The organism is Streptomyces rubiginosohelvolus (assembly GCF_014649875.1).
GTDB lineage: Bacteria > Actinomycetota > Actinomycetes > Streptomycetales > Streptomycetaceae > Streptomyces > Streptomyces rubiginosohelvolus.
Window position 1 is genome coordinate 24,476 of record NZ_BMTW01000027.1, and the last position, 8,461, is coordinate 32,936.

9 protein-coding genes are annotated in these 8,461 nt (G+C 71.4%); 1 reads left to right on the top strand and 8 read right to left on the bottom strand.

What is annotated here, in order from left to right:
• The first annotated feature begins 85 nt into the window (after positions 1–85).
• Positions 86–1,297 (top strand): DUF5667 domain-containing protein, encoded by a 1,212-nt coding sequence (locus tag IE134_RS33475; protein WP_030710929.1) that lies wholly within the window; start codon positions 86–88, stop codon positions 1,295–1,297.
• A gap of 91 nt (positions 1,298–1,388) precedes the next feature.
• Here the strand turns inward: IE134_RS33475 and IE134_RS33480 are convergent, their stop codons facing one another.
• The 8 genes from IE134_RS33480 to IE134_RS33515 form a co-directional block, all read right to left on the bottom strand.
• The gene (locus IE134_RS33480; RefSeq protein ID WP_030710931.1) at positions 1,389–2,486 is read right to left on the bottom strand and encodes a lysophospholipid acyltransferase family protein; all 1,098 of its coding nucleotides are present in this window, start codon (positions 2,484–2,486) and stop codon (positions 1,389–1,391) included.
• Positions 2,487–2,501: 15 nt separating this feature from the next.
• A complete protein-coding gene (locus tag IE134_RS33485) occupies positions 2,502–3,590 on the bottom strand; it encodes an NAD-dependent epimerase/dehydratase family protein (protein ID WP_010064009.1) in 1,089 nt (362 codons plus the stop codon).
• Positions 3,591–3,760: 170 nt separating this feature from the next.
• Complete coding sequence (locus IE134_RS33490) at positions 3,761–3,859, bottom strand: 30S ribosomal protein bS22 (RefSeq protein ID WP_003948845.1); 99 nt, start codon at positions 3,857–3,859, stop codon at positions 3,761–3,763.
• A gap of 121 nt (positions 3,860–3,980) precedes the next feature.
• Positions 3,981–4,193 carry a helix-turn-helix domain-containing protein gene (locus IE134_RS33495; RefSeq protein WP_029182680.1) on the bottom strand — a complete coding sequence of 71 codons (213 nt, stop codon included), beginning with the start codon at positions 4,191–4,193 and terminating at the stop codon, positions 3,981–3,983.
• A 127-nt stretch (positions 4,194–4,320) separates the two neighbouring features.
• Entirely contained in the window at positions 4,321–5,136 is an 816-nt protein-coding gene (locus IE134_RS33500; protein ID WP_030710933.1) for a phosphatase, read from the bottom strand.
• A gap of 138 nt (positions 5,137–5,274) precedes the next feature.
• Positions 5,275–6,444 (bottom strand): acetoin utilization protein AcuC, encoded by a 1,170-nt coding sequence (locus IE134_RS33505; RefSeq protein ID WP_030710935.1) that lies wholly within the window; start codon positions 6,442–6,444, stop codon positions 5,275–5,277.
• Positions 6,413–7,633, bottom strand: a complete 1,221-nt coding sequence (locus IE134_RS33510) for an MFS transporter (RefSeq protein WP_189432747.1) — start codon at positions 7,631–7,633, stop codon at positions 6,413–6,415. The genes IE134_RS33505 and IE134_RS33510 overlap by 32 nt, the downstream gene beginning before the upstream one ends.
• Positions 7,634–7,719: 86 nt before the next feature.
• A complete protein-coding gene (locus IE134_RS33515; protein WP_098016688.1) occupies positions 7,720–8,364 on the bottom strand; it encodes an HAD family hydrolase in 645 nt (214 codons plus the stop codon).
• Positions 8,365–8,461 lie beyond the last annotated feature (97 nt).

Consider the following 8,461-nt stretch of genomic DNA (forward strand, 5'->3'; position numbering starts at 1 on the left):
ACTCCATCGAGTGGAAACGCTCAAGGTGGGCAACCTTCCGGACCGCCAGGGGAGTCGACCGTCATGACGAGAGGAGGTGCCGCCAGTGATCGCAAACGTTTCGGCACACCGGCGGGCGAACGCCTTCGCCCAGGCCCTGGAGGAGCAGACCCCCCAGGGTGCGGCGGCCGCAGAGCCCGCTGAGCCGGCCGACCAGGCCGACCGCGGACCGCTGTTGGCCCTGGCGAACGGCCTCGGTGAGCTACCGAAGCCGCAGTTGGACCCCGAGGTCAAAGTGGTGCAGCGAGCCCAGCTCGTCGCCGCCATGGAGGCCATGTTCGCCGAGGGCGGCGCATCCACGGGCCCTACGGTGCCCGTGCAACGGGGCAAGGGAGCCCACCGGGCCTCCCCACTGCGGAAACTGCGACCCCGCTCCCGCTGGGCGAAGGGGCTCACCGCCGGCGGGCTCACCGTCGGCGTCGCCGCGGGAGCCTTCGGCGGAGTGGCCGCCGCCAGCTCCGACGCCCTCCCCGGTGATTCGCTGTACGGGCTCAAGCGCGGGATGGAGGACATCAGCCTCGGCATGGCCAAGGGCGACGCCGACCGCGGCGAGGCCTATCTCGACCAGGCCTCCACCCGGCTCAGCGAGGCCCGCAGACTCATGGAGCGCGGCCGCTCCGGCACCCTGGACCACGAATCCCTCGGCGCCGTCAGACGCGCACTCAACGGCATGTCCCACGACGCCTCCGAGGGCCACCGCCTGCTCCGCTCCGCCTACCAGCGCGACGGAGCGATCGGCCCCATCCAGACCCTGGACACCTTCTCCCGCTCGCACCGCGACACCTGGAGCAGCCTCCGCGACCGGCTGCCCGTCCAGCTCACCGACGTCCGCGACGAGGTCACCTCCGTCTTCGACGCCATGGACGAGGAAGTCGCCCCGCTCCAGTCCCTCCTCCCCCGTCCCCCCGGCGAGGACAAGGACACCGGACGCTCCGACACCACCGCCCCCGGCAAGGGCTCCCCCCGCACCGACGCCACCGCACCTCCGGCCTCCCCCGAGAAGCCCGGAGACCGCACCGACGGCAGCGCGGACCCCAAGCCCTCCGGCTCGTCGGGCTCCTCCGACGCCACCCCGGACGACGGCCTGCTCGGCGGCGGCACCGACGGCCTGCTGGACGAGCTCCCCACGGACGAGCTCACCCCGCCGCCCGCCGAGAACCGTCCGAGCACCCCCGCCGCCCCGGACGTCACCCTGCCCCCGCTCCTCCCGGGGCTCCTGCCCGGCCTCGGCATCGACGGCGAGAACCTCAAGCCGTAAATCCGCAACGGACAGGACAGATGAACAGGACAAGGGGCCGGTACGCGATCCGCGTACCGGCCCCTTGCTGGTTCGTCCGTGACGGGCGGGCTCAGAAGAAGACCGACCGCCGCTGCACCAGCAGCTTGTACAGCGTGTGCTGGATCTGCTCCCGCACCTGGTCCGTCAGGTTGAACATCAGCATCGGATCCTCCGCCGCCTCCGGCGGATAGCCGTCCGTCGGGATCGGCTCACCGAACTGGATCGTCCACTTCGTCGGCAGCGGCAACGCACCCAGCGGCCCCAGCCACGGGAACGTCGGCGTGATCGGGAAGTACGGGAAGCCCAGCAGCCGGGCCAGCGTTTTCGCGTTGCCGATCATCGGGTAGATCTCCTCCGCCCCCACGATCGAGCACGGCACGATCGGCGCACCCGCCCGCAGCGCCGTCGACACGAACCCGCCGCGCCCGAAGCGCTGCAGCTTGTAGCGCTCGCCGAACGGCTTGCCGATGCCCTTGAACCCCTCCGGCATCACCCCGACGATCTCACCCATCTCCAGCAGCCGCTGCGCGTCCTCCGCACAGGCCAGCGTGTGACCGGCCTTGCGCGCCAGCTCGTTGACGACCGGGAGATGGAAGACCAGATCGGCGGCGAGCAGCCGCAGATGCCGCTCGGCCGGATGGTTGTCGTGCACCGCGACCTGGAGCATCAGCCCGTCCAGCGGCAGCGTTCCGGAGTGGTTGGCCACAATGAGCGCCCCGCCGTCCGACGGGATGTTCTCGATGCCCTTCACCTCGACCCGGAAGTACTTGTCCGCCAGCGGACGCAGCGCCGACATCAGGACCTGGTCGGTGAGCTCCCGGTCGTACCCGAACTCGTCGACGTCGTAATCCCCGGTGACCCGCCGCCGCAGGAACGCGAGCCCGCCCGCGATCCGCCGCTCCCAGCCCCCGGCCGACGAACGGTCCGCCTCCGCCGCGTCCGGACCGGGCTCCCGGGACCCACCGTCCGCCTCCCCGGTCTCCGGGGACCCGTCGGACAGGAGGCCGGGCTGCTCGGGGACCTGCGCCCCCGGCAGGGCGCTCACCGGAGCGGCGGAGCCGTCGCCCCGGCCGCTGCCGCCCGCCCCGGTCCTGCGCCGCGCGGGACGCGCACCGCCACCGGACCGCGAACGGTCGTCGTCGAACGGAATGACCTTGGCATCCGCCATCGTCGGTGCGCTCCTCTACCTGGCGCCGTGAGTCGTCTGTACCGCACCGGCCCCGCGCTCCCGCGGTCCGGCGCCCTTCGGCAGCGGCAACGCCGCCAGCCGGTCCACCGCCCTGCCCACCGTCTCCGGCGGCAGCAGCCCGGGCCCCCGGCTCCGCGCGAACTCCGCGAAGGTCTCCGCCGTGGTGAACTCCGGCCGGAAACCGAGGGTCTCGCGCATCTGCACCGTCGAGACCACCCGGCCGTGGGTGAGCAGCCGGATCTGTTCCGGCGAGAAGTCGGTCATGCCGATCGTACGGAGCGCCGAGCCGACCCAGGTGACGGCGGGCAGCAGCACGGGAACGGTCGGCTTCCCCAGCCGCCGCGAGCACTGCGACAGCAGCAGCACCCCGTCGCCGGCGATGTTGAACGTGCCGCTGTTCAGCGTTCCGCGCCGGGGCTCGCTCGCCGCGATCCCGAGGACGTCGATCACATCGTCCTCGTGCACGAACTGGAGCCGCGGGTCGTAGCCGAAGACGGTCGGCAGGACGGGCAGCGACAGATAGTCGGCGAGCGGCGAGTCCGGGTGCGGCCCCAGGATGTTGGCGAACCGCAGCACGCACACCGCCACGTCCGGGCGGCGCCGGGCGAAGCCCCGTACGTACCCCTCGACCTCCACGGCGTCCTTCGCGAAGCCGCCGCTCGGCAGCGACTTGGGCGGGGTGGTCTCGGTGAACACCGCCGGGTCGCGGGACGCCGACCCGTACACGCTCGTGCTGGACTTCACCACGAGCCGCTGCACCGTCGGCGACTTCTGGCAGGCGCCGAGCAGCTGCATCGTGCCGATGACGTTGGTCTCCTTGATCGCCGTCCGGCCGCCGGCGCCGAGCGCCTTGCCGGAGACGTCCAGGTGGACCACCGTGTCGACGGCGTACTCGGCCAGGATCCGCGCCAGGGCCGACTGCCGGATGTCGGCGCGGACGAACTCCGCGTCGCCCAGCTGGTGCGGGGGCGCGACCGCGTCGACCGCGATCACCCGGTCCACCCCGGGATCGCGCTGGACGTGCCGGACGAAGCGGCCCCCCAGCTGCCGGGCCACTCCTGTGACGAGGACGACCTTCCCCAAGACCAGCGCCTTCCGTCGGCATGGGAAGCCGAACCCTGCTTCCCTGTTCCCCTGCTTCCCGCGGTAACTTCCCTGGCGGTCACCGTAGCGGGTGGACGGTTCCCTGTAACGCACCGCAGCCCCTCCACCGGAACGGCGGAGGGGCTGCGGATCTCACGAACTGCGTTCGCTTACTTCTTGTTGCGACGCTGAACGCGCGTGCGCTTGAGCAGCTTGCGGTGCTTCTTCTTGGCCATCCGCTTGCGCCGCTTCTTGATAACAGAGCCCACGACTACCCTCGCTCACTTCTTCTTCACTGGTGCGGGGCGTCTGGGCCCACACGACCTACGTCGGCCTAGCCTACCCGCCACTGTCCGAGGGACGTAATCCGCGGGCAACCCGAGGCTCACCTCAGGCTGATTCCACCCCCACAAAGGACTCGCGGAGATACGCGTGAACCGCTTGCTCCGGCACCCGGAAGGACCTGCCCACCCGGATCGCCGGCAGATGACCGCTGTGCACCAGGCGGTACACCGTCATCTTCGACACTCGCATGACCGAGGCGACTTCCGCCACGGTCAGAAACTTGACCTCGTTGAGAGGCCTCTCGTTGTCAGCAGCCATGATCCACCTGTCCCTCCGCACCGGACGCGCACCGGCTTCCCCTCCGGTGACTCTTCGTCGTTGTGCGCTCACTCCCCAGATTAGGGGCGGGTGGTGCGAGTGGGGAAGAGGGGAGGCGATCGACGGCTTACTGTGACAGACAGGCCCGATTGAGCACATAGCGCGTCAACGGCCGGTAGAACGGGGCCCGTACGCCGTCGTCGAGCGGAACGACCACGGACACCCGCCCCTCCGCCTCCCCCACGAACAGCGCCGGATCATCCGTGTCCGCCGGACCGATCGTCTCGATCCCCAGCTGACCTGCACCGCAGACCCAGCCGTGATCCCCGATCACCAGCTCGGGCAGCACCCCGAGCCGCTCCGCCGCGTCCTGGAGCGCGAGCCGCACGGGAAGCGGCGAATGCGTGTGCGCGCCGGTCTCGCCCCCGGTGGGCCGCCCCCCGGGTTCGCGCACCAGGGCGACACCCCGTACGTAGTCGAGACGGTACGGACGTACGCCAAACCGGGTCGTTATGTCGACACATCGCCCCTGCGCGGGGGTGAGAACAGGACAGCCCGCCGCCGACAGAGCGTCTGCCAGCCCGGCGTAGAAACCGAGCAGCCGGTCCGGATGCCCGGTGCCCAGCAGCACCGGAGCCCGCCGCTCGGCCACCAGCGCCAACCGCTCGGCGAACGCGTCCAGCGCGGCCACCGTCCGGTCCGGATCGATCGCATCGGGGCCGCTCACGTGCGCGGGGTCGCCCGAGACCCCGCACCGGTCCGCCATCAGCCGCAACAGCTCGCCCTCGCCCCAGGCCCGCTCGGGCGCGAGCCCCAGCATCACCCGCGGATCCCGGGCGGCGAACAGCCGGTAGCTGCGCAGACTGGTCTCGCGCGACGTGGCCACGGGCCCGGCCAGCCGGGCCGCCAGCAGATGGGCGCGCAGCGCCCCGGTGCTCAACACCCCTGGGATGCTGCCGTATCGGAGAGCCGGTGCGGGCCGGAATCCCGTTACGCCCCACCGTTGGCGTAACGCACGGCACAATGCCCCGCGCGCCGCCCGGACCGCGCGGACACACGGGCCGGGCGTCCGCGGGACACCTCAGGTCAGCAGCCCCCGCAGCGGGAAGGCGGCCTTCCGGGACGCCAGCACCGCCTGGTCCAGCCGGTCCGCCGGGTCGTACCCGTCCTCCCACGCCTTCCACGACGGCGTACGCCCGTCCGTCATCCGGCCGGGCCCCAGCTGCCGCGTACGGGCGTAGACGAGATCGCGCCAGGACGGCGGCACCACCGACTCCGGGTCGACGGGCGCGTGCGCCGCGATTCCCACGAGGTGCGTCCACGACCGGGGCACCACGTCCACCACCGCGTACCCCCCGCCGCCGAGCGCCACCCAGCGCCCGTCGGCATGGTCGTGGGCCAGCCGGTGGCAGGACTCCATGACCGCCCGCTGCGCGTCCAGCGACACCGCGAGGTGGGCGAGCGGGTCCTCGAAATGCGTGTCGGCCCCGTGCTGGGTGACGAGCACCTGGGGCCGGAAGTCGGCCAGCAGCTCGGGCACCACCGCGTGGAACGCCCGCAGCCACCCCTCGTCCCCGGTCCCGGCCGGCAGCGCCACGTTCACCGCGGAGCCCTCGCCGGCCCCGGCCCCGGTCTCCTCCGGCCACCCGGTCTGCGGGAAGAGCGTCCTCGGGTGCTCGTGCAGCGAGATCGTCAGGACGCGCGGGTCCTCCCAGAACGCGGCCTGCACCCCGTCCCCGTGGTGGACGTCCACATCGACGTACGCGACCCGCTCCGCGCCCAGCTCCAGCAGCCGGGCGATGGCGAGGGCCGGGTCGTTGTAGACGCAGAACCCGGCGGCCGAACCGGGCATGGCGTGATGCAGCCCCCCGGTGAAGTTCACCGCGTGCTCGGTCTCGCCCCGCCACACGGCCTCGGCGGCCCCGACGGAGAGCCCCGCGATCAGCGCGGACGCCTCGTGCATCCCGGTGAACGCCGGATCGTCCACGGTCCCGAGCCCGTAGTTCTGGTCGGCGGCCCGCGGATTCGCGGAGGCGGCCCGCACCGCCGCGACATAGTCCTGCCGGTGGACGAGTCTCAGGCTGGAGTCCCCCAGGGGCCTCGCCGACCGCAGATCCACCGCCGTATCGAGCCCGAACGCCCGCACCAGCCCCATCGTCAGGGCCAGCCGGACGGGGTCCATGGGGTGGGTGTCCCCGAAGTCGTATCCCGTAACTGCGTCATCCCACATCAGCTGTGCGCGGCCGCTCATGCCCGCCACCGTATCGGGCGGTCTCCGGCCCGAACGCGCGGGCATACACCAGCGTCGCCAGCACCAGAACCATCGGTACGAGCATGGCCCCGCGGTAACTCCACGCATCCCCCAGAGCCCCCACGAGCGGCGAACCGACCAAGAACCCCACATAGTTGAAGATATTCAACCGGGCCACGGCAGCGTCGCTGTTCCCCGGGAACATCCGCCCGGCGGCGGCGAAGGTCTGCGGCACGATCACGCAGAGCCCGAACCCCAGCATCGTGAACCCGAGCATCCCCACCCAGGCCCCGGGCGCCACCGCCACGACCGCGAACCCGCCGGCCGCCAGCAGACTCCCGCCCCGCACCACGGCGACCGCCCCGAACCGCCGCACCCCGAGGTCCCCCACGGCCCGCCCCAACAGGGTCGTCACCATGTAGAGGTTGTACGGGACGGTCGCGAGCTGCTCCGAACTGCCCAGCACGTCCTGGAGGTACTTGGCACTCCAGTTGGAGACGGTCGAGTCCCCGATGTACGCGAAGGTCATGATCAGGCAGAGCGGCAGCAGCAGCTTGAACGAGAGCGCCCCGCCCGCACCGGCTCCGGCACCGGCCTCCGTGCCGTCCGGGCGCTTCCCCTCCGCGCCCTTCCCTTCCGTGTACCACCGGCTCCCGGTCAGCGCGACGGGCAGCAGCACAGCCACGACGGGCAGGTACGACGCGAGCAACGACAGCTCCCACCGCGCCCCGGCCCAGGCCAGGGAGGCCCCCGCGATCCCGCCGAGGCTGTAGGCGGCGTGAAAGCCGGTCATGATGCTGCGCCCGTAGGCGCGTTGAAGGCTGACGCCCAGCATGTTCATGGAGGCGTCGAGCGCCCCGACGGCCAGCCCGAACACCCCGAGGGCGACGGCGACGTGCCACATCTCCCGCCCGGCGCCCACCCCGAGCAGAGCGAGGAGGACGAGGGGCTGGGCCCACCGCAGGACGACGCTCGGCCGCACCCGCGCGACCACCTTCTCGGTGGCCACGCTGCCGGCCCCCGCCAGGATCGGGACAGCGGCGAGGAAGACGGGCAGCAGCCCGTCGGATATCCCGTACTGGTCCTGGATGGCGGGGATACGCGTCACCAGAAGAGCGAAAGCCACGCCTTGAACACCGAAGCTCAGCCCCAGGGAGGCCCTGCCGTGCCGCAAGCCCGCATCAGTCATGGCCGCGAGCGTAGAGCCAGGCTCTACCCATGGGTAGATGGATCAGCCGAGCAGTTTCCGGACGGGCGATGTCCGGAGGAGGGGCTTCAGGCGAGCAGTTGGGGCAGCTGGGCCATGTCCGAGAAGTGCCCGGTCACTCCGACGAGCCGGTCGGCGGGCACCATCGAGGTGAACCCGTACACGTCCATCCCGGCCGCCCGCGCCGCTTCGACCCCGAGCGGGCTGTCCTCGATGACGACGCACCGCTCGGGCGCGACGCCCATGCGCTCGGCGGCGTACAGGAACAGGTCCGGCGCCGGCTTGCCCCGCCCGACATCCTCGGAGCTGAAGATCCACTCTTCCTCGAACCACTGGTCGATCCCCGTCTTGCGGTGCCCGACCCGGATCCGTTCATGGCTCCCGGAGGAGGCGACGCAGTAGTCCACCCCGTCCGCGACGAGTTTCCCGAGCAGTTCCTCGGCCCCCTCGACGGCCACCAGCTCCTGCTGGAAAGCGGCGAACGTACGGGAGCTGAGCGTGGAGTCGAAGTCATCGGGCAGCTTCTGCCCGGTCCTCTCCTCGACGAGGTCGTGAACGCGGTGCACGGCGGACCCCATGTAGTCGCGGAGCGATTCCTCGTACGAGGTGGGGTGACCGAGCTCGGTCAGGTAGCCGGAGAGGACGGTGTTGGCGAGCGGCTCGCTGTCGACGAGCACACCGTCGTTGTCGAAGATGACCAGTTCATAGCGCATGGTCCGACCCTAGACGTTCAGAACGCAGAAAAGCCCCGTGCCACAAGGGCACGGGGCTTTCCCACAAAGATTGTTCGGCGGCGTCCTACTCTCCCAC